Origin of the sequence: Ruegeria intermedia (genome assembly GCF_900129345.1) — a bacterium.
GTDB classification, from domain to species: Bacteria; Pseudomonadota; Alphaproteobacteria; order Rhodobacterales; family Rhodobacteraceae; genus Ruegeria; species Ruegeria intermedia.
On the sequence record NZ_FQVK01000006.1, the window covers coordinates 73824 to 98317 of the forward strand.

At 63.0% G+C, this 24494-nt stretch carries 23 protein-coding genes; 12 read left to right on the plus strand and 11 right to left on the minus strand.

Annotated features, from left to right (window positions below):
• Window position 1 precedes the first annotated feature (1 nt).
• Window positions 2–880, minus strand: coding sequence for a lysophospholipid acyltransferase family protein (locus F3H26_RS06210; protein ID WP_149775186.1), 879 nt, complete (start codon window positions 878–880; stop codon window positions 2–4).
• 76 nt (window positions 881–956) lie between these two features.
• Window positions 957–4376, minus strand: coding sequence for an indolepyruvate ferredoxin oxidoreductase family protein (locus tag F3H26_RS06215; RefSeq protein WP_149775187.1), 3420 nt, complete (start codon window positions 4374–4376; stop codon window positions 957–959).
• A 169-nt stretch (window positions 4377–4545) separates the two neighbouring features.
• Here F3H26_RS06215 and F3H26_RS06220 point away from each other — a divergent pair, with 169 nt between their 5' ends.
• The 6 genes from F3H26_RS06220 (at window position 4546) to grxD (ending at window position 11356) form a co-directional block, all read left to right on the plus strand.
• On the plus strand, window positions 4546–5454 hold the full coding sequence (locus F3H26_RS06220) for a LysR family transcriptional regulator (protein ID WP_149775188.1): 909 nt from the start codon (window positions 4546–4548) through the stop codon (window positions 5452–5454).
• A gap of 277 nt (window positions 5455–5731) precedes the next feature.
• The gene (locus F3H26_RS06225) at window positions 5732–7966 is read left to right on the plus strand and encodes a mechanosensitive ion channel family protein (protein ID WP_223162449.1); all 2235 of its coding nucleotides are present in this window, start codon (window positions 5732–5734) and stop codon (window positions 7964–7966) included.
• 197 nt (window positions 7967–8163) lie between these two features.
• The gene (gene purL, locus F3H26_RS06230; RefSeq protein ID WP_149775190.1) at window positions 8164–10323 is read left to right on the plus strand and encodes a phosphoribosylformylglycinamidine synthase subunit PurL; all 2160 of its coding nucleotides are present in this window, start codon (window positions 8164–8166) and stop codon (window positions 10321–10323) included.
• A 139-nt stretch (window positions 10324–10462) separates the two neighbouring features.
• Window positions 10463–10699, plus strand: a complete 237-nt coding sequence (locus F3H26_RS06235; RefSeq protein ID WP_149775191.1) for a BolA/IbaG family iron-sulfur metabolism protein — start codon at window positions 10463–10465, stop codon at window positions 10697–10699.
• 8 nt (window positions 10700–10707) lie between these two features.
• Complete coding sequence (locus F3H26_RS06240) at window positions 10708–10953, plus strand: hypothetical protein (RefSeq protein WP_149775192.1); 246 nt, start codon at window positions 10708–10710, stop codon at window positions 10951–10953.
• A 40-nt stretch (window positions 10954–10993) separates the two neighbouring features.
• Entirely contained in the window at window positions 10994–11356 is a 363-nt protein-coding gene (gene grxD / locus F3H26_RS06245) for a Grx4 family monothiol glutaredoxin (protein WP_149775193.1), read from the plus strand.
• Window positions 11357–11365: 9 nt separating this feature from the next.
• Here grxD and F3H26_RS06250 read toward each other — a convergent pair whose 3' ends face one another.
• Genes F3H26_RS06250 through F3H26_RS06260 form a run of 3 tightly spaced genes read right to left on the minus strand, consistent with a single transcriptional unit; the run spans window position 11366 to window position 12893 of the window.
• Window positions 11366–11713: an MliC family protein gene (locus tag F3H26_RS06250; protein ID WP_149775194.1), complete on the minus strand. Its 348-nt coding sequence runs from the start codon at window positions 11711–11713 to the stop codon at window positions 11366–11368.
• A complete protein-coding gene (locus F3H26_RS06255) occupies window positions 11710–12105 on the minus strand; it encodes a cell division protein ZapA (RefSeq protein WP_149775195.1) in 396 nt (131 codons plus the stop codon). The genes F3H26_RS06250 and F3H26_RS06255 overlap by 4 nt, the downstream gene beginning before the upstream one ends.
• Complete coding sequence (locus F3H26_RS06260) at window positions 12105–12893, minus strand: hypothetical protein (RefSeq protein ID WP_149775196.1); 789 nt, start codon at window positions 12891–12893, stop codon at window positions 12105–12107. The genes F3H26_RS06255 and F3H26_RS06260 overlap by 1 nt, the downstream gene beginning before the upstream one ends.
• A 235-nt stretch (window positions 12894–13128) precedes the next feature.
• Between F3H26_RS06260 and tkt the strand changes: the two genes are divergently transcribed.
• Complete coding sequence (gene tkt / locus F3H26_RS06265) at window positions 13129–15150, plus strand: transketolase (RefSeq protein WP_149775197.1); 2022 nt, start codon at window positions 13129–13131, stop codon at window positions 15148–15150.
• A gap of 57 nt (window positions 15151–15207) precedes the next feature.
• Here the strand turns inward: tkt and F3H26_RS06270 are convergent, their stop codons facing one another.
• Window positions 15208–16179 (minus strand): DUF808 domain-containing protein, encoded by a 972-nt coding sequence (locus F3H26_RS06270; RefSeq protein ID WP_149775198.1) that lies wholly within the window; start codon window positions 16177–16179, stop codon window positions 15208–15210.
• 182 nt (window positions 16180–16361) lie between these two features.
• Here F3H26_RS06270 and gap (F3H26_RS06275) point away from each other — a divergent pair, with 182 nt between their 5' ends.
• The 3 genes from gap (F3H26_RS06275) (at window position 16362) to gap (F3H26_RS06280) (ending at window position 18674) form a co-directional block, all read left to right on the plus strand.
• A complete protein-coding gene (gap, locus tag F3H26_RS06275; RefSeq protein ID WP_149775199.1) occupies window positions 16362–17363 on the plus strand; it encodes a type I glyceraldehyde-3-phosphate dehydrogenase in 1002 nt (333 codons plus the stop codon).
• 71 nt (window positions 17364–17434) lie between these two features.
• Window positions 17435–17578, plus strand: a complete 144-nt coding sequence (locus F3H26_RS19415) for a hypothetical protein (protein ID WP_188127712.1) — start codon at window positions 17435–17437, stop codon at window positions 17576–17578.
• Between the two features lie 91 nt (window positions 17579–17669).
• On the plus strand, window positions 17670–18674 hold the full coding sequence (gene gap / locus F3H26_RS06280) for a type I glyceraldehyde-3-phosphate dehydrogenase (protein WP_149775200.1): 1005 nt from the start codon (window positions 17670–17672) through the stop codon (window positions 18672–18674).
• Here the strand turns inward: gap (F3H26_RS06280) and coaD are convergent.
• The 3 genes from coaD to F3H26_RS06295 all read right to left on the minus strand — a co-directional run bounded on the left by coaD (window position 18666) and on the right by F3H26_RS06295 (window position 20643).
• Window positions 18666–19157 carry a pantetheine-phosphate adenylyltransferase gene (gene coaD, locus F3H26_RS06285; RefSeq protein ID WP_149775201.1) on the minus strand — a complete coding sequence of 164 codons (492 nt, stop codon included), beginning with the start codon at window positions 19155–19157 and terminating at the stop codon, window positions 18666–18668. The genes gap (F3H26_RS06280) and coaD overlap by 9 nt on opposite strands.
• 83 nt (window positions 19158–19240) lie before the next feature.
• On the minus strand, window positions 19241–19678 hold the full coding sequence (locus F3H26_RS06290) for a CBS domain-containing protein (protein ID WP_149775202.1): 438 nt from the start codon (window positions 19676–19678) through the stop codon (window positions 19241–19243).
• Between the two features lie 62 nt (window positions 19679–19740).
• Complete coding sequence (locus F3H26_RS06295) at window positions 19741–20643, minus strand: LysR family transcriptional regulator (protein WP_149775203.1); 903 nt, start codon at window positions 20641–20643, stop codon at window positions 19741–19743.
• A gap of 102 nt (window positions 20644–20745) precedes the next feature.
• On the opposite strand from F3H26_RS06295, the gene F3H26_RS06300 reads away from it, so the two are divergent.
• Both F3H26_RS06300 and F3H26_RS06305 read left to right on the plus strand, forming a co-directional pair.
• Window positions 20746–22245, plus strand: a complete 1500-nt coding sequence (locus F3H26_RS06300; RefSeq protein ID WP_149775204.1) for a CoA-acylating methylmalonate-semialdehyde dehydrogenase — start codon at window positions 20746–20748, stop codon at window positions 22243–22245.
• Window positions 22246–22434: 189 nt separating this feature from the next.
• Window positions 22435–23031, plus strand: a complete 597-nt coding sequence (locus F3H26_RS06305; RefSeq protein ID WP_149775205.1) for a L,D-transpeptidase — start codon at window positions 22435–22437, stop codon at window positions 23029–23031.
• A 60-nt stretch (window positions 23032–23091) separates the two neighbouring features.
• On the opposite strand, the gene F3H26_RS06310 is transcribed toward F3H26_RS06305, so the two are convergent.
• Entirely contained in the window at window positions 23092–23568 is a 477-nt protein-coding gene (locus F3H26_RS06310; RefSeq protein WP_149775206.1) for a fasciclin domain-containing protein, read from the minus strand.
• Between the two features lie 72 nt (window positions 23569–23640).
• The gene (locus F3H26_RS06315; protein WP_149775207.1) at window positions 23641–24492 is read right to left on the minus strand and encodes a class I SAM-dependent methyltransferase; all 852 of its coding nucleotides are present in this window, start codon (window positions 24490–24492) and stop codon (window positions 23641–23643) included.
• Window positions 24493–24494: the final 2 nt, after the last annotated feature.

Consider the following 24494-nt stretch of genomic DNA (forward strand, 5'->3'; position numbering starts at 1 on the left):
TTCAGGCGCGATGCCGTTCCTCGAATTCATAGCCATAGTCATACGACTTCAGCGGCTTCGGAGACAGCTCATACGTGGCTTTGCGCAAGAAATCCATCATCTTGCGCGTATCGCCGGCCAATGGGTCCAGAACGTCGCGGCCGATGGGCTGCCCCACGACCACATCAACCGGGGTATCGACGCGCTTTTTGAACTCTTTGATCAGCAGCCCCATGCGCAGCGTCACATGCAGATGGCTGGCGATCTGGAACAGGCGCGAGGTGTGCCCATCAAAGAACAAAGGCACCACGGTGGCGTTTGACTTGGCCACCATCCGCGCGGTGAAACCGCGCCAGCCCGGGTCCATCGGGTGCGTGAACGGCCGGGCCGCCGTGCTGACCGTACCGCCGGGAAAAATCCCGATTGCGCCACCCTGCCCCAGATAATCCAGGGCGGTTTTTCGGGTCTGAAGGTTCAGCCGCATCGCCTCTTTGGTGTGATCGAAGGAGATCGGCAAGATGATGCGGTTCAGATCCTCGGCCTTGTGGAACACATGATTGGCCAGAATCCGGAAATCTCCGCGGGTCTGGGACAGCACATGCCCCATCATCAACCCATCCAGAATCCCGTAGGGGTGGTTGGCGATCAGGATCAGCGGGCCGTCCCTGGGGATGTTCGACAGCGCCCCGCCCACCACGTTCAGGCTCAGACCGTAACGTTCGACCATGACGGACCAGAAATCGCGGCCATTGGCGACCTCGCGCTCGTAGCCTTCGGCACGCCGGATCAGGCGCAGCCGGCCGGTCGTGTTCTCGATCAGCTTGATGACCATGCGCCCAGCCCGCGTTTCGGCGGAATGGGCGTAGGAAATGTCCCGAGCGATTTGGCGGCGTGATTTCATCACGGGTCTCCGACGTGGCCGTCACGGGACGGCGCGGACCGGAACTCTATCGCGCCTCCGTGACACCGATATGACGTTACTCGGCCGCGGCCCGCGTCTCGGTCCCTCCCCGCCGGATCACGGCCAGAAGTTCCTCGCGCCGCTTGGCGGCCTTGGCTTCGTTGGCGGCCAATACCGGACCGAAGCCGCGGATGTCCAGCGGCAACCGCGCCAGCGCGACGATCGCATCGCCGGTGTTGTCATCCAGCTTGGGCAGGACCTCTTTCATGTCCTTCTCGTATTGACGGATCAAGGCCCGCTCCATCCGCCGCTCGGCGGTATAACCGAAGATGTCCAGCGGCGTGCCGCGCAGCCCCTTCAGCTTGGCCAGAACCTTCATCGGCCCCAGCAGCCATTCGCCGAATTGCCGTTTGCGTGGACGCCCGTCCGGCCCTTTGCCCCCGAGGATCGGCGGAGCGAGGTGGAAGGTCATCTTGAAGTCGCCGTCGAATTCGGCGGCGGCCTTGTCGCGGCTGTCCAGCAGCAGGCGGGCCACCTCGTATTCGTCCTTGTAGGACAACAGCTTGTGATACCCACGCGCGACGGCATCCCGGACCTTTGGGTCTTCGATCGACTCGACCAGCTTGAGATAGCGCTTGGACAACCGTTTGCCCTGATAGGCCACCAGATGATCGGCCCGGAAGGTGATGGCCTGCTCGGGCGTCTTTGGCAATTCGGTCACCGTGGGGGTCACGATGCGCGCCACGTCCTCGGGGTGCAAAACCGCCCAGCGGCCGACCTCGAAGGCGCGCTTGTTGCGCTCGACCGCAGCGCCGTTCAGCTCGATTGCGGTCATGATCGCCTCGTGGCTGACAGGCAGCAGACCGCGCTGCCAGGCCGCCCCGAACACCATCATGTTGGAATAGATCGAATCGCCCATCACCGCGCGTGCCAGCTCGGTCGCGTCGAACAGGGCTAGCCCATCCTTCAACCGCGCCTCCAGCGCCAGTTCCAGCCGGTCGACCGGAATGTGGAACTCGGTGTTGCGGGTGAAATCGCCGGTGATGATCTCGTGGCTGTTGACCACCGCGCCGGTCTGACCGGTGCGCGTCAGGCCCAGCGTCTTGGCCCCGGCCGACACGACCAGATCGCCGCCGATCAGCGCATGCGCCTCGCCGGTGGCCACGCGGATGGCGCTGATGTCTTCAGGCTTGTTGGCCAGGCGACAGTGGATATGCACCGCGCCCCCCTTCTGCGCCAGCCCGGCCATTTCCATCATGCCCGCGCCCTTGCCGTCGATCTGCGCGGCCTGCGCCAGAACCGCCCCGATGGTCACGACGCCGGTGCCGCCGACGCCGGTGATGACCACGTTGTGCGTGCCCTCGATCTGCGGCAGAACAGGCTGCGGCAGATGGGGGATGTCGATCTCGGTGGTGGCTTCCTTGCGGATCCTGGCGCCTTCCAGCGTGACGAAGGACGGGCAGAACCCGTTGAGGCACGAGAAATCCTTGTTGCAGCTGGACTGGTCGATCGCCCGCTTGCGGCCCAGCTCGGTTTCCTTCGGCACGATCGAGACACAGTTCGACTGCACCCCGCAATCGCCGCAGCCCTCGCAGATGTCCGAGTTGATGAACACGCGCTTGTCCGGGTCCGGGAAGGTGCCGCGCTTGCGGCGGCGGCGTTTCTCGGCGGCGCAGGTCTGGACGTAGACGATGACCGACACGCCTTCGATCTCGCGGAACTTGTTCTGAACCGCCATCAGCTCGGCCCGTTCGTGGGTTTCCACGTCGCCGGGCAGCGCCTTGAAGTTCACGTCTTCCTTCTCGTCATAGACGACGGCCACATGCTGGACACCCATGGCCTTGACCTCGCGCACGATGCGCTCGGCGGTCAGATGGCCCTCGTTCTCCTGCCCGCCAGTCATGGCGACCGCGTCGTTGAACAGGATCTTGAAGGTGATGTTGGTTCCGGCCGCCAGCGCCGCCCGGATCGCCTGAACACCCGAGTGGTTGTAGGTACCGTCGCCCAGGTTCTGGAACACGTGTTTCGTGGTCGAGAACGGCGCCTCACCGATCCAGTTGGCGCCTTCGCCGCCCATCTGGGTAAAGCCGGTCGTGTTCCGATCCATCCACTGCACCATGTAGTGACAGCCGATCCCTGCATAGGCCCGGCTGCCTTCGGGCACCTTGGTGGACGTATTGTGCGGACAGCCCGAGCAGAAATACGGCAGCCGCGTCGCGATCTCCTGCGCGTTGTCGTTGCGGCGCGCCTCTTGCAGGCTGGCCAGTCCGGCGCGGATTCCGTCGGTTTCGCGACCTTCCTCGATGAAGATCTCGCCCAGCTTCTCGGCGATCATGATCGGATCAAGCGCGCCACGGGTCGGGAACAGCTCTTCGCGGTGCAGCGTGCCTGCCCCGCCCTTGTACCAGCCGTACACGCGACGTCCGCGACGGTCGTCAAAGATCGCCTCTTTGACCTGCACTTCGATCAGCTTGCGCTTTTCTTCGACGATGATGATCAGGTCCAGCCCCTCGGCCCAGTCATGGAACCCCTTCATGTCCAGCGGGAAGGTCTGACCGATCTTGTAGGTGGTGATCCCCAGCCGTTCGGCCTCGGCCTCGTCGATGTTCAGCAGCGACATGGCGTGGACCAGATCCAGCCAGTTCTTGCCCGCCGCGGCGATGCCGATCTTGGCGCCCGGCTTGCCCCAGACCCGCCGGTCCATCCGGTTGGCGTGTGAAAACACCTCGGCCGCGAACCGCTTGTAGTCGATGATCCGCGCCTCCTGCAGGTGCGGCGTGTCGCCCAGCCGGATGTTCAGCCCACCCTCGGGCATGTCGAATTCCGGCGTCACCAGCTGCATCCGGTCGGGCCGGCCATCCACGACCGAGGTCACCTCGATCGTGTCCTTCATCGTCTTGAGCCCGACCCAGACCCCGGCAAACCGGCTGAGCGCAAAGCCGTAGATTCCATAGTCGAGGATTTCCTGCACCCCGGCCGGACTGACGACGGGCATGTACATGTCGACCATCGACCATTCCGACTGGTGCAGCACGGTCGAGCTTTCGCCCGTGTGATCATCGCCCATCGCCATCAGAACGCCGCCATGCTTGGCGCTGCCGGCCATGTTGGCGTGGCGCATCACGTCGCCCGAGCGGTCCACACCCGGCCCCTTGCCGTACCACAGGCCGAACACGCCGTCATATTTGCCGTCCCCGCGCAGACCCGCCTGCTGGCTACCCCACAGCGCCGTGGCGGCCAGGTCCTCGTTCAGGCCGTACTGGAACACTACGTCGTTTTCGGCCAGCTGCTTCTGCGCACGCGACATCTGCAGGTCGACCGCCCCCAGCGGCGAACCCCGGTATCCAGTGACCAAACCGGCAGTGTTCAGACCCGCCGCCCGGTCGCGTTCCTTTTGCATCAGCATCAGGCGCACCAGCGCCTGCGTGCCGTTCAGAAGAACCGGGCTTTTGGTCAGATCGAAACGGTCGTTGAGCGAAATCTTTGGCTGACTCATCAGACGCCTCCCCACGTCGGAATAGTGTGCTGTATTTGACGTCATTTTAGGTCATAATTTCTGACCTGTATACAATTTTCCCCCTGCAGCGTAACGATTTCCGCGTTTGAATGTGGAATTTGTTACCTCTTTCATATAGGGCTGCGGAAGGATAACGAAAGTTGCGACGATGAATTGGGACAAGCTCAGAATCTTTCACGCTGTGGCGGATGCCGGCAGCCTGACGCATGCCGGAGACAAGCTGAATCTGTCCCAATCCGCCGTCAGCCGGCAGATCCGCGCGCTGGAAGAGGCGCTGGGCGCCACCCTGTTCCATCGCCATGCGCGCGGCCTGATTCTGACCGAACAGGGCGAGCTTCTGTTCGACGCCACCACCGCCATGTCCAAGCGGCTGGAAACGGCCGCCGCCCGCATCCGCGACAGCGAGGAAGAGGTGTTCGGAGTCCTGCGCGTCACCACCACCTTCGGTTTCGGCACCCTGTGGCTGGCTCCGCGCCTGCCGAAACTGTACGAAAAATACCCCGACCTCAACATCGACCTGATGCTGGAAGAGCGCGTGCTTGACCTGCCCATGCGCGAGGCCGATGTCGCGATCCGCATGAAGGAACCCAGCCAGGCCGATCTGGTGCGCAAACGCCTGATGACGGTGCGCATGATCCTTTATGCCACCAAAACCTATCTGGACAGCCACGGCGGCGCGCCGCAGAATCTGGAAGACATCTCGAAACACCGGCTGATCTGCCAGACCCCGGCGGCGCCGCAGGTGGGCGTGGGCGCCCGGATGGTCAACCATCTGATGGCCTATGAGCCCAGTTCGCTGCTGACGGTGAACAACTATTTCGGCGTTCTTCAGGCGGTTCTGAACAATCTTGGCCTGGGCGTCCTTCCCGACTATGTCACCGAGGATTTTCCCGACCTGGTGCCCGTTCTGTCGGATATCGAAACCGCCGATGTTCCGGTCTACCTCGCCTATCCCGAGGAACTGCGCCATTCCAAACGCGTCGCGGCCTTCCGGGACTTTGTCCAGGACGAGATCATCGCCCACCGCAAACAGCTGAAGCAACTTGGAAAACTATAGCCATGCGCCTGCTGCATAGCGGGCATGAGAATTCTTTCGTTAAAAATTCTTGATCGTTCACAAACTGATCCCTAAATGACCACTCGAAGGCGATGATGCTGAAACGCTCATCATCTTCATACCTCCCTGTTGGACTACGGCCGAGCTTAGTGCTCGGCCTTTTTTTTGCCTCACCGCCGCATCCGGTCGCGTTTTGTTTGTAAAATGCGCTCTGCGCTGCCTATGATCGCAAAAAAACAATCATTTTGTGATCGAGGGAACGATGGCAACACATTTCATGCGTATTCTGATGGCGGTGGTTTCGGCCCTCATGCTGACCCTGCCCGCAGCGGCCCAAGAGGCCGGCAGTTCCGCCGCCCCGGTGTCGATTCCCGAAGATCTGACGCCCGAACAAGTCGACGATTTGGTCGCGCGCATGTCCGACGATCAGGTGCGCGCCATCCTCCTGGAACGGTTGGACGCGGTCGCAAGGCAGCAGGCCGAACAGCAAGGCGCAAAGCGCGGCCTGATTCAGACCATTTCGGATTCAGCCAGCCAGATGGCCGCATCATGGATGGACGTGATCCGCAAGGTCCCGGTTCTGATATCGGCCCAGGTCGAGGCCTTTTCCAATTTCGGCAACAAGTTCGGTGCAAACGGCCTGATGACCCTGTTCGGGTTCACCTTTCTGGCGCTTGCGATCGGGTACGCGGCCGAAAAACTGTTCGGCCTGTGGACCCGCCGCTGGATTCGGCTGATCCCCGAAGACGCGTCCTCGGACCTCAAGGGCGCGGTGCTATACCTGTTCAAACGCTTCTGCGGCGAGTTTCTGGGCCTGCTGGTCTTTTACTACACCCTGGTAATCGTCGGTCGGCGGCTGCTGGACGATGCGCAGATCGAACAGGCGGCGCCTTTCGTGTTCTACCTGATCTGGTTCCCGCGGCTGGGGGCGGCGATCTCGCGGTTCATCCTTGCCCCACAGCAGCCCCGGCTGCGGCTGGTCAGCATCGACGACAAATGGGCCAAGTACCTGCATCGCAACCTGATCGGTCTGTTTCTGCTGATCGGCTTCACCATGTTCATCCTGGATTTCAACATGATGAACGGCGTTCAGCCAGGCGAGTCGCGGCTGGGGTTCTGGCTGAACAGCTCGATCCACATCTACATCGCCGTGATGGCCTGGACGGCCCGCGCGGGGCTGACCGACATGATGCGCGGCTCGGATCCCGACCGCACGCAGTTCGATGAAGAGGTGGCGCGCTACTATCCCTTTTTCGCCATTGCTGTCTCCATCGGCACCTGGCTGCTGGTCGAATTCCTGGCCGCGCAACGCGATCCTCGGGTTTTCGCCCTGCTGGCGGGGGGGGCGCACTACGTCACCATGTTCTGGCTGCTGATCGCGCCGGCGCTCGATACCCTGATCCGCGGACTGACCCGCCATCTGTTGCCGCCGATGATCGGCGACGGGCCGGTCGCCGAACGCGCCTACAAGGCAACCAAGCGCAGCTATATCCGCATCGGGCGGGTTCTGGCTGGTGTTCTGGTCGTGCTGATGATCGCCAACGCATGGGATCTGGACTTGCAGGAAATCGCGGGCGGAGACTCTGAAGCGGGCAGCAAGCTGGTTCAGTTCTTCATCATCATCGCGGTGGGCTACATCCTGAACGAGGTCGTCTCGCTCTGGATCAACCGCCGGCTGGCCAAAGAGCAGACAGCTTCGGAGCAGAGCCCCGACGAGGAAGCCGGCGAAGGCGGCGGTGCCGGCGGCTCGCGCCTGGCCACGGTTCTGCCTTTGCTGCGCGTGACCGCTCAGGTCGCGATCTCGGTGATCTTCGCCCTGCTGGCGCTGGGCGCGCTGGGCCTGGACATCACGCCGCTTCTGGCCGGTGCCGGTATCCTGGGTCTGGCCATCGGCTTTGGTGCGCAGAAACTGGTCTCGGACATCGTGGGCGGCATCTTCTTCCTGATCGACGACGCGTTCCGCGTCGGCGAATACGTCGATGTGGGCGGCACCACAGGCACGGTGGAAAAGATCTCGATCCGCTCGATGCAGCTGCGCCACCATCGCGGCCCGGTGCACACCATTCCTTATGGCGAGATCCAGAAGCTGACCAACTACAGCCGCGACTGGGTCATCATGAAGCTGAAATTCACCGTGCCCTTCGACACCGATCCGAACAAGGTCAAGAAGATCTTCAAGAAGATCGGCGCCGAGATGATGGAGGACCCGGTCCACAAGGATGGCTTCCTGCAGCCGTTCAAGTCGCAGGGCGTGTTCGATTTCGACGATGTCGGCATGATCATCCGCGGCAAATTCATGGCCAAGCCGGGCAAGCAGTTCACCCTGCGCAAGGAAATCTTCAACCGGGTCAAGGCCGCCTTCAAGGAGAACGGGATCGACTTTGCCCGCCGCGAGGTGCGCGTCGCCATCCCGGGTTTGGAAGAGGCCGAAAACCTGACCGAACAGCAGAAAGCGGCGATCGGCGCGGCAGCGGCCGACGCCGTGAACAAGAAAGAAGAGCCGCCTCAATAAGCGCGGCGGGACAGCGGCACACACGCTGCTGTCCCCGTCAAACCGGTGATGCGACGGGCATTTTCCCGGTCGCAGACCGCTGCATTCAGCCAGCAAAAGGCCGGCTCCCGTCCGCTGCGCGCTCTTGACCCTTTCCCAAATCGTCCGGTTGCCCTAAAAGGCCCGCAATCCCGGCCACCTTGGAAACAGGACACACGATGCAAGAGCCCGCCATCACACCGGATCTGATTGCCGCACACGGGTTGAAACCCGAAGAATACGACATGATCCTCGAGATTATCGGGCGCGAGCCGACCTTTACCGAACTCGGCATCTTCTCGGCCATGTGGAACGAGCACTGTTCCTACAAATCCTCGAAGAAATGGCTGCGCACCCTGCCCACCTCGGGACCTCAGGTGATCTGCGGCCCGGGTGAAAACGCCGGTGTGGTCGATATCGGCGACGGGCAGGCCGTGGTCTTCAAGATGGAAAGCCACAACCACCCTTCGTACATCGAACCCTATCAAGGCGCGGCAACCGGCGTGGGCGGCATCCTGCGCGACGTGTTCACCATGGGCGCGCGGCCCATCGCGGCAATGAACGCGCTGTCCTTCGGCGAACCCGACCACCCCAAGACCCGCCAGTTGGTCAACGGCGTGGTCGAAGGCATCGGTGGCTACGGCAACTGTTTCGGCGTGCCGACCGTGGGCGGAGAGGTGCGCTTCCACCCGGCCTACAACGGCAACTGCCTCGTGAACGCCTTCGCCGCCGGGCTGGCTGACGCCGACAAGATCTTCTATTCGGCCGCGTCGGGCGTGGGCATGCCCGTTGTCTATCTGGGCGCCAAGACCGGCCGCGACGGCGTGGGCGGCGCCACCATGGCCTCGGCCGAATTCGACGATACGATCGAGGAAAAGCGCCCAACCGTGCAGGTCGGTGACCCCTTCACCGAAAAACGCCTGATGGAGGCGACGCTGGAACTGATGCAGACCGGTGCCGTGATCTCGATTCAGGACATGGGCGCAGCGGGCCTGACCTGCTCGGCCGTCGAGATGGGCGACAAGGGCGGGCTGGGAGTGCGCCTTGACCTGGAAAACGTGCCACAGCGCGAAGAGAACATGACGGCCTACGAGATGATGCTGTCCGAGTCCCAGGAACGCATGCTGATGGTGCTGAAGCCCGAGCTTGAGGCCGAAGCCCGCGCCGTGTTCGAGAAATGGGATCTAGATTTCGCCATCGTCGGCGAAACCATCGCCGAAGACCGGTTCCTGATCATGCACAACGGCGAAATCAAGGCCGACCTGCCGCTGTCGAAACTGGCCTCGACGGCACCGGAATACGACCGCCCCTGGGTTCCCACCCCGACGGCCGAAGATCTGGGCGAGGTGCCGCAGATCGACCCGATCGACGGGCTGCGGGCGCTGATCTCGTCGCCCAACTACGCCAGCAAGCAGTGGGTCTATGAGCAATACGACACCATGGTCATGGCCGATACGGCGCGCACGCCGGGCCTGGGTGCAGGCATGGTGCGCGTCCATGGCACCGACAAGCTGCTGGCCTTCACTTCGGACGTGACCCCGCGATACGTGCGCGCCAACCCCGAGGAAGGCGGCAAGCAGGCCGTGGCCGAAGCCTATCGCAATCTGACCGCCGTGGGGGCCAAGCCGCTGGCCACCACCGACAACCTGAATTTCGGCAACCCCGAAAAGCCCGAGATCATGGGCCAGTTCGTCGGTGCGATTCGAGGCATCGGCGCCGCCGTGGCCGCGCTGGACATGCCGATCGTTTCGGGCAACGTGTCGCTGTACAACGAAACCGATGGCCAGGCGATCCTGCCCACACCGACCATCGGTGCGGTCGGCCTTTTGCAGCACGCCGACGAAATCATCGGCACCGAAGTTCGCGAAGGGCATGTGGCACTGGTGATCGGTGAAACCGACGGGCATCTGGGCCAATCCGCCCTGCTGGCCGAGGTCTTCAACCGCGAAGACGGCGACGCCCCGCATGTGGATCTGGACGCCGAGAAACGCAACGGCGATTTCATCCGCGCCAACCGTGACCTGATCAAGGCCTGCACCGACCTCAGCGATGGCGGGCTGGCGCTTGCGGCCTTCGAACTGGCCGAAGCCTCGGGCGTGGGCGTGCATCTTGATGACGCCTCGACCGAATTCTTGTTCGGAGAGGATCAGGGCCGGTACCTCGTGGCCTGCAATTTCGATCAGGCCGAGGCCCTGATGATCGCCGCGGGCCAGGCCGGTGTACCGATCACCAGCGTCGGCCGCTTTGCCGGGGACACCGTGCGCATCGGCGCGTCCGAGGCCCCTCTGGCCGAATTGTCGACGATCTATCGCACCAGCTTTGCCGAGGCCGTCGCCTGAGTCTCGGCAACACCCTTCATGCCCTGCACCCTGCGCCTGCCGAACCGGCGCAGCGTGCGTGTTTCGCCTTTGCCCGCGCCCCCTTGCACGGGCTTTGGCATCGCTCTACATCTTGGAAAAGACCTTCAGGAGAACCTACATGCCGATGAGCGCTCATGAAATCGAAACCCTGCTGCGCGAGGCCTTTCCGAACGCCGACATCAAGGTCGGGGGAAGTGACGGCGTGCACATGTCCGCGATGGTCGTGGACGAGAGCTTTCGCGGCAAGAACCGGGTCCAGCAGCAGCGCGCCGTCTATGCGGCGCTCAAGGGCAAGATGGATGGCCCGGACGGAGAGCTGCACGCGCTGGCCTTGACCACCCGCGCGCCCGAGTAGCCCCTGCCGTGGCCTGGGAGCTGTTGATCTGGGCCGGCAAGGCGATCGTGATCCTGATCGTGGTCGCCGCCCTGATCGAAGCCTGGACCAAGCGCCACAAATCCCGTCGGCTGGTCGATATGCGACCCGATGCCGACACCCTCAGAAAACGCCCGTGGGAGGCGGACGGGGTGACCAAAGTCAATGACCCGGACCGGGTCCTGAACCAGAACCGACAATCGAAAAGCCGATGGATCGCCCACCGGCGGAAATGACCGCCCGCCGCCACGGCGGGCCCAGCCGAGGAAACGCGAAATGACCGACGTGAAGACCCAGATCGACGAAACCGTCAAGAACAACGACGTGGTGCTGTACATGAAGGGCACCAAGGAGATGCCGCAATGCGGGTTCTCCTCGCGCGTGGCAGGCGTTCTGAACTACATGGGCGTGGATTACGTCGATGTGAACGTTCTGGCCGACGAGAACATTCGCCAGGGCATAAAGGACTATTCAGACTGGCCGACCGTTCCGCAACTGTATGTCAAAGGCGAATTCGTCGGCGGCTGTGACATCGTCACCGAGATGACCCTGTCGGGCGAGTTGGACACCCTGTTCGATGAAAACGGCGTGGCCTACAACAAGGAAGCCGCCGACAAGATCCGCGAAGCCAACGCCTGAGCCTGCGGCTCAGCGGCTTGTGCAGCCCGTCAGAACATCGGTTTCGCCGCCACCCCCGGCCGCGGCGAAACTGACCACCGCATCCCAGCCCTTGGACCGCAGAACATAGGTCCCCTGCCCGCCGACCGACTCGTAGCGGATACCCGATCCGCTGGGAACCTGCCGCAGGGCAATCAACTGACCGTCCACCACCATGGCCGCAGCCCCGTCGCCTTCGGCCGGGTTGAAATACGTGACGGGAAGCCGGACCCCGCCGGTACAGGTGAAGGTGACGGGCAGGATGTCGATCTGAGCCTGCGCCGCGGATGCACACAGCGCCGTCAGACCGACCAGATACGTCAATCGGATCGATTTCATTGCCCTGATTTCTCCCCTACCATTTCCGCCAATGCCTCGGCGCGCGCGGCCAGTTCAGCCAGCGTGTCCGTCACCGAGGGCGGCACCACGGCCACTTCGACCCGCTCGGGCTCGGGTGGCGGCGCGTTGCGCAGATTGTCCAGTTCCGCCTGCGCCTCGGCCAGTTGCGCCTCCAGAGCCCTGATCCTGTCATCGGTCGCCGCGGCCTTGTCGGCCAGCATCAGCCCCGCCATCAACAGCATGCGAGATTCCGGCATGCGCCCGATCTGATCGGTCAGAACCTGCGCTTCGTCGTCCAGCAGCTTGGCAGCGGCATGCAGGAACGGCTCTTCCCCGTCCTGGCACGACACTTCGAAACCGCGCCCGCCGATATGAATGGTCACTTCCGGCATTACTCCACCTCTCCTTCGGCCAGGTTGGCATGGGTCAGCAGCGGCTCGAGCCGGGCCAGAACCGCGTGGGCCTCGGCCGCGTCGGAGGCCCGCGCAGCACGGATTGCCTCAAGCTCGGCCTCGGTCGCGCGGTTCAGCAACTCGGCATCGGGCAACCCGTCCGCGACGGCCTTGCGCAGCTCTTCCACGGTTTCCTGCAACTGGGCGTTGGCCTTGCGCAGACGCTGAAGATCGTCATCGAGGCGCGACATCGCCGCGCCGTGGCTCACCCGCTCGGCGCGCAGCATCTCGAGCTCGGCGTTCAGTTCGGCCACACGTTCGCCATCGGCCAGTTCCGCCTTGAGGCGCGCGATCTCGCTCCGCATCACCTCGACCTGTTCTTCGGATGGCTTCAGGCGCTCGAGCTCGGCGCGCAGTTGGGCCAGTTCCTCGCTGTCATCCGGTCGGGCGCGCAGGCTCTCGATCTCGGATTTCAACGCCGCCAGTTCATCCTGGTTTTCCAGCGCCGCCTTGGCCTCGGCCAGTTCGGCCCGCGCGGCTTCGACCGCGGCAAGCTGGGACTTGGCCTCGCCCAATTGCCCGCGCAGGGTGTCGATTTCCTGCTCATAGCGCTCCTTGACGGATTTCAGGCGTTCCTCCAATTGCGCGTTGGCCAGACGCTCTTCGTCCAGCGCGACCCGCAATTTGCCGTCGTCGCCGCTCCCTCCGGCCTGCATCGCCTCGATCCCGGCACCGATCCGGTCCATCGCGGCGGTGATGCGTCTGTGAAGGTCTTCGATCTGACTCATTGCCCCTGTTGCCCTTTTGCCAAGGTTCGCTCTGTTCTTCGGCTGGCCGAATCAAGCCCGCCCAATCTCTTTCATAGTCTAGCGGAATGTGCGCCAAAATACCCAGTGTTTGCTTTCAACCACTTGGACAGCACAGTTCAACCGCACGCCAGGCGCCACGGCCGGTTCCGCTTGCACTTTGAGGGGCGGATGGTATTCAGCGCGCAATCTGCCCGTAACCCAAAGGAAAACATCCGTGGACCTGACAGCGCTGCGCAATGCCAACCCTGAACACTGGGCCAAGGCTGCGGCCATCCGCACCCTGACCCTCGATGCCGTCGCGGCCGCCAATTCCGGCCATTCGGGAATGCCCATGGGCATGGCCGATGTCGCGACCGTTCTGTTTGAAAAGCATCTGAAATTCGACGCATCCGCCCCCAAATGGCCCGACCGCGACCGGTTCATCCTGTCGGCCGGGCACGGCTCGATGCTGATCTATTCGCTGCTGTACCTGACGGGCTACGAACAAGTCACGCTGGACGAGATCAAGAATTTCCGCCAACTGGGCGCCAAGACGGCCGGCCACCCGGAAAACTTCCTGCTGGACGGCGTTGAAACCACCACCGGCCCGCTTGGGCAAGGGATCGCCAACGCCGTGGGCTTTGCCATGGCCGAAGAGATCCAGCGCGCGCATTACGGCAAAAAGGTCGTCGATCACTATACCTATGTGATCGCCGGTGACGGCTGTCTGATGGAGGGCGTCAGCCAGGAGGCGATCACTCTGGCCGGCCGGCACGAGCTGAGCAAGTTGATCGTGTTCTGGGACAACAACAACATCACCATCGACGGCACCGTGGACATCGCCGACCGGACCGACCAGGTGCGCCGGTTCACCGCCTCGGGCTGGCACGTGATCGAGATCGACGGCCACGACCCCAAAGCCATCGATGCCGCGATTGTGCAGGCCAAAGCGTCGAAAAAGCCGTCGATGATTGCCTGCAAAACCCATATCGCCCTGGGCCATGCCGCGCAGGACACCTCGAAAGGCCATGGCGCGCTGACCGATGCCGAACAGCTGAAAGCCGCGAAAGAGGCCTATGGCTGGCCCTACGGCCCGTTCGAAATCCCTGCCGAGGTCAAGGCGGCCTGGGAAGCGATCGGTGCTCGCGGCGCTGCGGACCGCGCGGCTTGGGAAGAGCGTTTCGCGCAACTGTCTGAACGCAAGCAGGCCGAGTTCAACCGCGCCTACGCGTTCGAGGTGCCGAAAAAGCTGGCCGGCGCAATCCGCGCGCTGAAAAAGCAGATCTCGGAAGACCAGCCCAAGCTGGCCACCCGCGCCTCGTCGGAAAAGGTGCTGAACGTCGTGAACCCGATCATGACCGAGACGGTCGGCGGTTCGGCGGACCTGACCGGATCGAACAACACCAAATCGGCCGATATGGGCGTGTTCCTGCCTGAAAACCGCAAGGGCCGCTATATCCACTACGGCATCCGTGAACACGGCATGGCCGCGGCGATGAACGGCATGGCGCTGCATGGTGGCATCCGTCCCTATGGCGGCACCTTCATGGCCTTCACCGACTATGCGCGCCCGTCGATGCGCCTGGCCGCGCTGATGAAAATCCCCAGCGTTTTCGTGATGACCCATGACTCGATCGGTCTGGGCGAAGACGGCCCGACGCACCAGCCGGTGGAACACCTGGCGATCTCGCGCGCGACGCCGAACACCTATGTGTTCCGCCCTGCCGACACCGTCGAGACCGCCGAGGCCTGGGAACTGGCGCTGACCTTCAAGGACAGCCCCTCGGTTCTGTCGCTGACCCGCCAGGGCGTGCCGACCGTGCGCACCCAGCACAAGGCCAAGAACCTGACCGCCCAGGGCGCCTATGTTCTGGCCGAGGCCGAGGGCAAGCGACAGGCGATCCTGATCGCGACCGGGTCCGAGGTGTCGCTGGCCATGGAAGCCAAAGCGATGCTCGAGGCCGAAGGGATCGGCACCCGCGTCGTTTCGATGCCCTGCATGGAGCTGTTCGCCGAGCGGGACGAAGCCTATCGCAAGAAGGTCCTGCCCGCCGGCCCCGTCCGCGTCGGCATCGAGGCCGCCGTCCGTGCCGGCGGCTGGGACCGCTGGCTGCTGGGCGAGCGTGGCCGCGAGGCCAAGGCCGGCTTCATCGGCATGTCGGGCTTTGGCGCGTCCGCTCCGGCCGGTGAACTGTACAAGCATTTCGGCATCACCGCCGAGGCGACGGTTGCCAAGGTCAAGGAATTGCTGGGCTGATCCAGCCGATCCGAGCAATCAAGGGGCGGCCATCGAGCCGCCCTTTTCTTTTGGACCTCAATGGTCCGCTGTCTGCTCTGCCTTTTTGGGCCGCAGCGGCGCGATCACCTTGGTCGCCAACGGGATCAGAACGAACCCCCAGGCCAGCCCGAACACGCCGTCCATCGCTGCCTTGCTGATCCACTCCACCGCGCCGGCCCATTGATCGGACACGGCATGACCGGCCGCATAAGCCCAATCGTGGATATGGTGCCCCAGCCAGCCAAAGCCCAGCACCTCGAGCCCATGGATCATGATCGAGCCGCCAACCCACAGCATCGCCGCCGTGCCCACGACCGACAGTGTCTTCATGACCTTTGGCATCGCCTTGACCAGCCCGCGGCCCACACCGCGGCCAATCGGTGTCGGCGCGTTCTTGGCAAGATAAAGCCCGACATCATCCATTTTTACGATCAACGCGACCGAGCCATAGACGGCCACAGTCACACCAACCCCCACAACCGCCAGCGTCGCCGCCTGCATCCAGACATTCGGCGCCTCGATGGCAGAAAGCGCGATGGTCATGATTTCGGCCGACAGGATGAAATCGGTCTTGATCGCGCCCTTGATCTTCTGCTCTTCCAGATGACCCGGATCGCGCACGCTCATGTCCTCTTCGATCACGTGACTTCCATGTGGGAACAATACGTGAAAAATCTTCTCGGCCCCTTCGAAGCACAGGTATGAGCCACCGACCATCAGCAAGGGCGTTATCAGCCACGGCGCGAAGTTCGCCAGCAACAACGCAACCGGCAACAGCAGTATGACCTTGTTGAACATCGACCCGCGCGCGATGCGCCAGATGATCGGCAACTCGCGCGCCGGAGCAAACCCTTGGACGTATTTCGGCGTAACGGCCGCGTCATCGATGATCACGCCGGCGGTCTTGGCCCCCGCCTTGCCGGCGGCCGCCGCAACATCGTCGACCGAGGCCGCCGCCACTTTGGCGATTCCTGCCACATCGTCCAACAGGGCCAGCAAACCGCTCATGCCGCATCCTTTCCGTTCATCCGTCGCCCTTCGGACCCTAACCGATCCGACAGCTAGCGCAAGCGTTAGCGCAACCACGCCAAGTTTGCGCTAACACATTGCAACTATGGCATTTTCTCTCTTTTTTGATTGCCCCATGACCGCTATATCGCCCGAAACGCAAGCGGATTTGGAGACGTCACATGAACATCAAGGTCGGCATCAATGGTTTTGGCCGCATCGGCCGCTGTACCCTGTCGCACATCGCCGCGTCAGGCCGCAACGACATCGAAGTGATCAAGGTCAACGCCACCGGACCGCTTGAAACCTCGGCGCATCTGCTGAAATACGACAGCATCCACGGCCGCTTTCCGCGCGAGATCTCGATCAGCGGCAACACGATGGACCTGGGCCGCGGGCCGATGCAGATGTTCTCGACCTACGACATGAACGAACTGGACTGGGAAGGCTGCGACGTCGTTCTGGAATGCACCGGCAAGTTCAACGACGGGCTGAAGGCCAAAACGCACCTTGAACGAGGCGCGCAGAAGGTTCTGCTGTCGGCCCCGGGCAAGAACGTGGACAAGACGATCGTGTTCGGCGTCAACCACAACAGCCTGACCGCCAATGACAAGATGGTGTCGAATGGCTCGTGCACCACGAACTGCCTTGCCCCGCTTGCCAAGGTTCTGGACGAAGGCATCGGCATCGAAAACGGCATCATGACCACGATCCACGCCTATACCGGCGACCAGCCCACGCTGGACCGCCGCCACAATGACCTGTACCGCGCCCGCGCCGCCGCCATGTCGATGATTCCCACCAGCACCGGCGCCGCCAAGGCCCTGGGCGAGGTTCTGCCGAACCTCAAGGGGCGTCTGGACGGCTCGGCCATTCGCGTGCCCACGCCGAACGTGTCGGCCGTGGATCTGACCTTCCGCGCCGCGCGCGAGGTTACCGTCGACGAGGTCAACGCCATCGTCGCCGAGGCCGCCAAGGGGCCGATGCAGCGCGTTCTGGGCTATGAACCGGCGCCGCTGGTGTCGACCGATTTCAACCACACCGAGGAAAGCTCGATCTTCGCGCCCGACCAGACCCGTGTCGTCGATGGCCGGATGGTCCGCGTGCTTGCCTGGTACGACAACGAATGGGGCTTCTCGGTGCGCATGGCCGATGTGGCCGTCGCCATGGGGCGCCTTAACTGACATCACCAAGTTCGCTTGCGCAGAAACGCCCGCTCAGGTTATCTGGGCGGGCGTTTGCGTTCGGAGCGGCAATGACAAACCAAATCGCGATCTGGCTTGGAGTGCTCATTCTGGGTGGCGTGATGCTGGACTATGCCCTTGTCGGAACCGAGCATCTCCTGTTCCTAGGAAAGAAATTCTACGACCTTCTCGATTGGGTCGCCTTCTGGCGCTGACCGAGGTTTTTCTTGACATTTTCGTCTGACTGCCCTTGTTAGCGCTAACTGATTTCAATCGCGGCCAACGGCCATTCAGACGGAGCGCGACATGACACTCAAACTTGCAATCAACGGATTTGGACGGATCGGGCGCGGCGTTCTGCGCGCCCTGATGGAGAGCGGTCGCACGGATGTGCAGATCGTGGCGATCAACGACCTGGCCAAGCCGGAAATGAACGCGCATCTGTTCGAGTTCGACAGCGTGCATGGCCGCTACGCCAAGCCGGTCACCCTGACCGAGGCCGGGCTGGACGTGGGCGCCGGCCCGATCCGCCTGACCAGCGAGCGCGACCCCGAGGCGCTGGATTGGTCGGACGTGGACGTGGTTCTGGAATGCACCGGCGTATTCCGCACGCGCGAAGCCGCGTCGCGCCATTTCAGGAACGGCGCGAAAAAGGTTCTGATCTCGGCGCCGGCGCGCGGCGATGGCGAAGTGAAGACCGTGGTGTTCGGCGTGAACGACCACGAACTGACCGCCGCCGACACCGTGGTTTCCAACGCATCCTGCACCACCAACTGCCTGTCGCCGGTCGCGGCCGCGCTGGACGCGGGCCTGGGTATCGTGCACGGCAACATGACCACGGTGCACGCCTATACCGCCAGCCAGCCGGTGCATGACACCGCCGGCAAGGACCCGTACCTGTCGCGCGCGGCTGCCCTGTCGATGATCCCGACCACCACCGGCGCGGCTTCGGCCGTGGGGCTGGTTCTGCCGCAACTGCAGGGCAAACTGACCGGTCAGGCGATCCGGGTTCCCACTCCGAACGTCTCGGTCGTCGATCTGGTGGTCGAGGTATCGCGCCCCACCACCGAAGACGAGGTCAACGCCCTGTTCACCGAGGCCGCGGCAAAGATCCCGACGGTTCTGGCCGCGGAAACCCGCCCGTTGATCTCGATCGACTTCAACCACGATTCCCATAGCTCGACCGTGTCGCTGGCCGAAACCAAGGTGACCGACGGCACGCTGGTCCGCGTTCTGGCCTGGTATGACAACGAGTGGGGCTTCTCGAACCGGATGCTGGATACGGCCGCCGCGATGGGCGCCCTAGCCTAACCGCTCTTTCAGCGCAGTATTGACCCGGGGCGTGACGAATTTCGACACGTCCCCTCCCAACCGGGCGATTTCCTTGACCAGTTTCGATGCGATCGCCTGGTGGCGGGCCTCGGCCATCAGGAACACGGTTTCGATGGAATCGTCCATCGCCCGGTTCATCCCCACCATCTGGAATTCATACTCGAAATCCGCCACCGCGCGCAGGCCACGCACGATGATCTGGGCGCCTACGTCCCGGGCGCAGTCGATCAGCAGGTTCTCGAACGGATGCGCGACGATCTCGGTGCCGGTCTGCGCGGTCAGATGGGCGCATTCGGCCTCGATCATGGCCACCCGTTCTTCCAAGGAAAACAAGGGCCCCTTGTCGCGGTTGATTGCAACGCCGATCACCAGCTTGTCGACCAGCATCGCCGCACGCCGGATGATGTCGATGTGACCCAAGGTGATCGGATCAAAGGTTCCGGGATACAATCCAACCCGCATCTGGGCCTCCTGAGCAAGAAAATTTCTGCGCAAGCAAACACAAGTTTTCCGCAGCTGCAAGAGGCCGCTTCAGTGGCGCGGGGCTAATGGCCCATGATCATGCCCTGCAAGGCATCCTTTTCCATCGCCAGTTCCGACAATTGCGCCTTGACCGCGTCACCCAGCGTCACGATTCCGACCAGCTGGCCATCCTCGACGATCGGCATGTGGCGAAACCGGCCTTCGGTCATGCGGGCCAGAACGTCCTGCACCTTGTCCTGCTTGCTGGCGGTAACCAGCTTTTTGGTCATGTAGGCGCTGACCGGCTCGGTCAGGCACCCGCTGCCGCTGGCGGCCAGTTCGCGCACGATGTCGCGTTCCGACAGAATGCCCATGGCGGTCTTGCCCCCGTCCTCCGACACCACGACGGTACCGATGCGCTTTTCGGCCAGGATCCTGGCGGCGTCGGAAACGGTCGTCGAAGGCGCCACCGTCACGACCTCGTCCGTTGCCTTCGAACTCAGAATGGCCTGAACAAGCATGGGCAATACCTCCGATAATAATCTTCCTGTATTCCAAAGCGTTGCCGGAATAGGCACCCCTGTCAAGCTTGGGCTTGAGCTTCCAGCCGCGCAACCTCGTCGCGGATGCCGCGACTCAGCGCCTCGGCAAAACGATTGAGACGTTCATTGCGCTGATCGCCCTGATGGCGCACCAGGTAGAAGCTGCGGGTCAGACTGACTTGATCCGTCAGGATTTTCCGCAGCCCGGGATGGAACGGCAGCGTAAAGTCATGGGCCACGCAGACCCCGGTGCCCAGCGATGCCTGCCGCAACTGGACCGAGACCGAATTCGATGCAAGCGCGACACGGTCAATGCCGATGTCGTTGAGGTAGTCCAGCTCGCGATCGAAGATCATGTCGGGGATGTAGCCGATCATGCGATGCCCCCGCAGATCCGCGAGCGTGCGGATCGGGGCATGGCGTGCCAGGTAGCCTTCGGTCGCGACCATATGCAGGCGATAGTCGCTGACCTTCTGCACCAGCAACTTGCCGGCGGTGGGCGCGCTGACGGTCAGCGCCATGTCGGCCTCGCGCCGCGACAGGTTGATGATGCGCGGCAGGGCAAGAATCTGAATGTCAAGGTCCGGGTTCGCGTCGCTGATGCGGGCACAGACCTGCGGCAGCAGATAGTTCGCGCTGCCATCGGGCGCGCCGATGCGGATCTGCCCGCTCAGCGCCTTGGTGGACCCGTCCATCGCTCCGGCCGCCGCGCGCATCGCCTCTTCGGCGGATTGGGCGTGTTCGAACAGGCGCTCTCCGGCCGAGGTCAACAGATAGCCTTGGGGCGATTTGGTGAACAGCGGCGCCTTGAGCGCCGTCTCCAGCCGCGCGATCCTGCGTCCCACCGTGGCCGGATCGATCTTCAGCCGCCGCCCCGCCGACGACAGGCTTTCCTCGCGCGCGACGGCCAGAAACACGCGCATGTCGTCCCAATTGGGGGTCATCCCTCACCTTTGCATTTTTGCAAAACTCTTTTGAGACATTGCCCCTGTTCAGGCGATTTATGCAAGCCTATGCTGCGCCCAAATTCTGCGGAGGAGTTTGCAATGCAAGACCTGACCCATTTCATCAACGGCGAATACGCCCCCGGCACCTCGGGCCGGTTCGACGACGTCTACAACCCCGCCACCGGCGAAGTTCAGTACAGATGCCCGATGGCCAGCGCCGCCGAAACCACGGCCGCCATCGAACACGCCGCCGCCGCCCAGCCCGCCTGGGGTGCGACCAACCCGCAAAAGCGCGCCCGGGTGATGATGAAGATGGTTCAGTTGATGAACCGCGACATGGACAAGCTGGCCGAAGTGCTGAGCCGCGAGCATGGCAAGACCCTGCCCGACGCCAAGGGTGATCTGCAGCGCGGGCTAGAGGTGATCGAATATTGCATCGGCGCCCCGCAGATGCTGAAGGGTGAGTTCACAGACAGCGCCGGCCCCGGCATCGACATGTATTCCATGCGCCAGCCGCTGGGCGTTGTCGCCGCGATCATGCCGTTCAACTTCCCGGCCATGATGCCCCTGTGGCATGTCGGCCCGGCGCTGGCCTGCGGCAACGCGGTGGTGCTGAAACCCTCGGAACGTGACCCATCGGTCCCGCTGATGCTGGCCGAACTGTTCGTCGAGGCCGGTCTGCCCAAAGGCGTGTTCCAGGTGGTCAACGGCGACAAGGAAGCCGTGGATACCCTGCTGGACAGCGAGATCATCCAGGGTGTGTCCTTCGTCGGATCGACCCCGATCGCGCAGTACATTTATGCCCGCGCCACGGCGAACGGCAAACGCGCCCAGTGCTTTGGCGGGGCCAAAAACCACATGATCGTCATGCCCGACGCCGACCTGGATCAGGCCGCCGACGCGCTGGTGGGCGCCGGTTTCGGCGCTGCCGGCGAACGCTGCATGGCCGTTTCGGTGGCCGTTCCCGTGGGCGAGGAAACCGCCGACGCGCTGATTGAAAAGCTGGTGCCGCGCATCGAAAAGCTGAAGGTCGGCCCCTATACCGCGGGCGACGACGTCGACATGGGGCCGGTCGTGACAGCCGCTGCCAAAGAACGCATCCTGGGCCTGATCAACTCGGGCGTGGAACAGGGTGCGAAGCTGGTGGTCGACAACCGCGACTTCAAGCTGCAGGGCTATGAGAACGGCTTTTTCGTCGGCCCGCACCTGTTCGACCATGTCACCCCCGACATGGACATCTACAAACAGGAGATCTTCGGCCCCGTTCTGTCCACCGTCCGCGCCGGATCCTACGAAGAGGCGCTGAAGCTGGCGATGGACCATGAATACGGCAACGGCACCGCGATCTTCACCCGCGACGGCGACACCGCCCGTGATTTCGCCCACCGGGTCAATATCGGCATGGTCGGCATCAACGTCCCGATCCCGGTCCCGCTGGCCTATCACACCTTCGGCGGCTGGAAGAAATCCATGTTCGGCGACCTGAACCAGCACGGCCCTGACAGTTTCAAGTTCTACACGCGCACCAAAACCGTGACGTCGCGCTGGCCGTCAGGCATCAAGGAAGGTGGCGAGTTCAACTTCAAGGCAATGGACTAACCCTTTCAGAAAACACCAAAAGGCCGCCACAATCGGGCGGCCTTTTTTGTTTGGGAGCCTCCCTTGGGCAATGGTTCGCCGGCACCCGCGACAGTCACGAAAAATTCAGCCTTCCCCTCTGGCCGGGCACCTTCCAAAGTCATAAACTCCGGGCAAAACAAAAAAGCAGTCATTCGTCAGGAGGCTCCGTTGACCAGCAAGATCACCCGCCGCTCAGCCCTTTTGGGCGTCGTGTCTGCCCTGACCGCCCCATCGGTGTTGCGCGCCCAAAGTCAGGATGCGTTTCCGCAGTCCGAGGACGCGATCAGCGTGCAGCCGCCCGTGCGCCGGAACATCTCGTCCTTTTCGCAGCAGAACTGGCAGGACCATTTCGACGAAATCGGCGTCGGCTGCCTGCTGGCCGACATCACCAGCCGCGCCGTGCACTATTGGGGGCCGGACGGGACCTACAAGCTGTATCCCAGCTCGGTCCCCATGAGCGAGGAACTGACCAAGCGCGGCTATGCCGAGGTGGTGCGCAAGGCGGAAAATCCCAGCTGGACCCCGACGCCGTCCATGCGCGAGCGCGACCCGACCCTGCCGCAGCGCATCGAGGGCGGCGACCCGGGCAACCCGCTGGGCACCCGTGCCATGTATCTGTCATGGCCCGCCTATCTGGTTCACGGCACGCATGATACGCGCAAGATCGGGCGACAAAGCTCGTCGGGCTGCATCGGCTTGTACAACCAGCATGTCGAGGAACTGTATCCGCTGGTCCAGATCGGTACGCAGGTTCGGCTTTTGTGAACTGAAAAAGCCCCGGGCCGCGCAGGCACCGGGGCTTGTCTGCGTTGGTGAGTGGTAGCGTTATTCCGGCAGCAGAACCTTGTCGACCACGTGGATCACGCCGTTGCTGGCCTCGATGTCGGCCTGCACAACATTTGCGCCGTCAACCTTGACTCCGTTCTTTGCGTTCACGCTCAGGCGGTCGCCCTGAACGGTCAGCACCTGCGCGCGCTTGCCGGCGATGTCCCCGGACATCACCTTGGCGGGGACGACGTGATAGGTCAGGATCGCAACCAACTGATCCTTGTTCTCGGGTTGCAGCAAGCTTTCGACCGTTCCCTCGGGCAGCGCTGCGAACGCCTCGTCCGTCGGCGCGAAGACGGTGAACGGGCCCTTGCCTTTCAATGTGTCAACCAGACCTGCGGCCTGAACGGCGGCGACCAGCGTGGTGAACGATCCCGCAGACACGGCGGTATCCACGATGTCTGCGGCCTTGGCATTGATCGGCATGGCCAGGGCGATGGCGGCGGCTGCGCCCATGAAAGTGCGACGGAACATGGCTGATCTCTCCTCTCCAGCGTGTTGTGGAAAGGGGTACGGCGCGGTCGCGAAACCGGATCACGAAAAAATTCAGGCCCCGGCCCGTTGCACCCAGATACTCTGCGCCCTGCCGCCTTTCAGAAACGGAAGCGCCTCGACCGCGTCGGGGCGGGCGCGTTGAAGGTAATACCCGGGCCAAAGCATTGAAAACGCACCCGATTGCAGCAGCGCGTGCAGCATGTACTGCTCGCCCCATCCGGGGCAGTCATAGAAGAACCGCTTGGGATATTCGTAGGGCAGAAAAACATCGTGCACATGGATCACCACCCCCGGTTTGAGGGCCGGAATGATCCGGCAGAACAGGTGCGCCACGTCGTTGCTCATCCGCACGACATGGCTGGAGTCGATGAACAACACATCGCCCGCATTCAACTCGGCGAACAGCGCCGGGTCCACCTCCTCCAGCCGCTTCTGCTCGAACCGGTCGACAACATGGGCGATGTCGGCGCGGGGATAGGGGTCGATGGCCGTGAGTGTCGTGGCCAGCCCACCATCGATGATCGCCTGCCGGGTCACGCGGGTCGAGTTGCCACAACCGACCTCGATCACCCGCTTGGGGCGAAACCGCCGGATCATAAGGTACAGCGCCTCGGCGTCCGGGCTGTCATAGTATCCGTTGCCGATGCGGTATCCGGTCTGGTTGCGGGCCGGGTCCTTCAGGGCCGCCAGCGCATCCTTGTGCGCGGCGTATTCGGCAACCAAGGTGCTTATGTCGAAATCCTGCATCCCCGGCGACAGGGCATAAGCCGGACGCTCCAGCCCGCCGGCTTGCTCAAAAGCCTCAAGCCGCGCGCGCTCATCGCGTTCCGGCGCCTTGTCGATCAGCTTGACGCCAAAACGGTCCAGAATGGAGTTCAACTTGGGAAATTTTCTGGGTTTCACGG

What these genes read in the sequence shown, in the direction of transcription:
- gap (WP_149775199.1), top strand. Translation starts at nt 16,362, where the DNA reads ATGAACATCAAGGTCGGCATCAATGGTTTTGGCCGCATCGGCCGCTGT.
- F3H26_RS06235 (WP_149775191.1), top strand. Translation starts at nt 10,463, where the DNA reads ATGCCGATGAGCGCTCATGAAATCGAAACCCTGCTGCGCGAGGCCTTT.
- F3H26_RS06295 (WP_149775203.1), bottom strand. Translation starts at nt 20,643, where the DNA reads ATGACCCCCAATTGGGACGACATGCGCGTGTTTCTGGCCGTCGCGCGC.
- gap (WP_149775200.1), top strand. Translation starts at nt 17,670, where the DNA reads ATGACACTCAAACTTGCAATCAACGGATTTGGACGGATCGGGCGCGGC.
- F3H26_RS06215 (WP_149775187.1), bottom strand. Translation starts at nt 4,376, where the DNA reads ATGAGTCAGCCAAAGATTTCGCTCAACGACCGTTTCGATCTGACCAAA.
- F3H26_RS06310 (WP_149775206.1), bottom strand. Translation starts at nt 23,568, where the DNA reads ATGTTCCGTCGCACTTTCATGGGCGCAGCCGCCGCCATCGCCCTGGCC.
- F3H26_RS06290 (WP_149775202.1), bottom strand. Translation starts at nt 19,678, where the DNA reads ATGCTTGTTCAGGCCATTCTGAGTTCGAAGGCAACGGACGAGGTCGTG.
- F3H26_RS06210 (WP_149775186.1), bottom strand. Translation starts at nt 880, where the DNA reads ATGAAATCACGCCGCCAAATCGCTCGGGACATTTCCTACGCCCATTCC.
- F3H26_RS06260 (WP_149775196.1), bottom strand. Translation starts at nt 12,893, where the DNA reads ATGAGTCAGATCGAAGACCTTCACAGACGCATCACCGCCGCGATGGAC.
- F3H26_RS19415 (WP_188127712.1), top strand. Translation starts at nt 17,435, where the DNA reads ATGACAAACCAAATCGCGATCTGGCTTGGAGTGCTCATTCTGGGTGGC.
- F3H26_RS06225 (WP_223162449.1), top strand. Translation starts at nt 5,732, where the DNA reads ATGCGTATTCTGATGGCGGTGGTTTCGGCCCTCATGCTGACCCTGCCC.
- grxD (WP_149775193.1), top strand. Translation starts at nt 10,994, where the DNA reads ATGACCGACGTGAAGACCCAGATCGACGAAACCGTCAAGAACAACGAC.
- F3H26_RS06250 (WP_149775194.1), bottom strand. Translation starts at nt 11,713, where the DNA reads ATGAAATCGATCCGATTGACGTATCTGGTCGGTCTGACGGCGCTGTGT.
- coaD (WP_149775201.1), bottom strand. Translation starts at nt 19,157, where the DNA reads ATGCGGGTTGGATTGTATCCCGGAACCTTTGATCCGATCACCTTGGGT.
- F3H26_RS06220 (WP_149775188.1), top strand. Translation starts at nt 4,546, where the DNA reads ATGAATTGGGACAAGCTCAGAATCTTTCACGCTGTGGCGGATGCCGGC.
- purL (WP_149775190.1), top strand. Translation starts at nt 8,164, where the DNA reads ATGCAAGAGCCCGCCATCACACCGGATCTGATTGCCGCACACGGGTTG.
- F3H26_RS06300 (WP_149775204.1), top strand. Translation starts at nt 20,746, where the DNA reads ATGCAAGACCTGACCCATTTCATCAACGGCGAATACGCCCCCGGCACC.
- F3H26_RS06270 (WP_149775198.1), bottom strand. Translation starts at nt 16,179, where the DNA reads ATGAGCGGTTTGCTGGCCCTGTTGGACGATGTGGCAGGAATCGCCAAA.
- F3H26_RS06255 (WP_149775195.1), bottom strand. Translation starts at nt 12,105, where the DNA reads ATGCCGGAAGTGACCATTCATATCGGCGGGCGCGGTTTCGAAGTGTCG.